Annotated in this window: 1 protein-coding gene; it reads right to left on the reverse strand. The window is 67.9% G+C overall.

Features of this window, described 5'->3' with window-relative positions; genetic code table 11:
- Positions 1-227: hypothetical protein (locus tag ACIQFZ_RS43575; RefSeq protein ID WP_402694019.1), on the reverse strand; the 227-nt coding region annotated here is incomplete at its 3' end.
- Between the last annotated feature and the right edge of the window lie 815 nt (positions 228-1042).

Genomic DNA, 1042 nt, shown 5'->3' on the forward strand with positions numbered 1-1042 from the left:
CCCGTATCCGCCTGACCAAGCTCGCCCCGACATCCGGCCCGCAAGCGGCCCGGATGCTGCCGCCTGCCCTCCCGCACATCGATTTTCCGATCAGCATCAACGAGACCGAACAGCGGCATACACCAGCATCCCCGCCCGACCATCGCATCGGGCGGCAGCGGCACCATAGACGGGCGCGGATCGAACTCTGCTGCCTGGTCGGTATGGGCGTGGTTTCCGGCACGCATGGTCCGATGAGCGTGGGTGCGGCCAAATGGACCGGCCTCCGGCGCGCCTTCGAGGGGGCGCGCCGGAGGCCGGTCGGATCGCCGTTGCTCCTGTCGGCGGCGGCGGTTGCGGGGTTAGCGGCGGCAGTCCCGGTGGGCGGGGTGCCAGACGCGGGTCCAGTAGCCGGCGTGTGCATGGTGGTACCGGTCCCGGTATGCCGGGTGCCACAGTCGTGACCAGTAGCCCGCCGCTTCCGCGCAGCGGTGCGCCGCCGCCGGCGGCTGATGGTGCGACGCTACCGGCAGCTGGTGGTGTTGCGGTGCTGGCGGCTGGTGGTGCGACGCTACCGGCAGCTGGTGGTGTTGCGGTGCTGGCGGCTGGTGGTGCGACGCTACCGGCGGCTGGTGGTCTTGCGGTGCGGCTGATGCGGTGCCGATCGTGCCGACGACCGCGCCCACGGCCAGGGCCACCGTCGCTGCCCCCAGGGCCGCAGCCCTTTTCAACCCGTTGATCATGTTCAGGCCTATCTGTGCGAGTCGGGGCTGACGCCCCGCCACTTTCCGGACCGGTTCGTCCGGAGACGCACTGATCCTCCACCTTGCGACACCCGCACATGCCGGAGAGCACGGCCTGCTACGAAATGCGGATGGAATTCTTATTCGGCCCAAATATTCATATGTATGCGTCAGGTGTAGTGCGTCATGAGCCGGCTCCATGGCGATCGGCGTGCGCCCGTGCGCCTGAGCCCGGATCCACCGGCTTGATGTCTGTGGATAGCTTCTCCGGAGACGAGGAAGTGCCTTGTGACCTGCGATGATGGGAGTTCTTCACGCTT

It is taken from the genome of Streptomyces sp. NPDC093064, assembly GCF_044754605.1.
Lineage (GTDB): Bacteria > Actinomycetota > Actinomycetes > Streptomycetales > Streptomycetaceae > Streptomyces.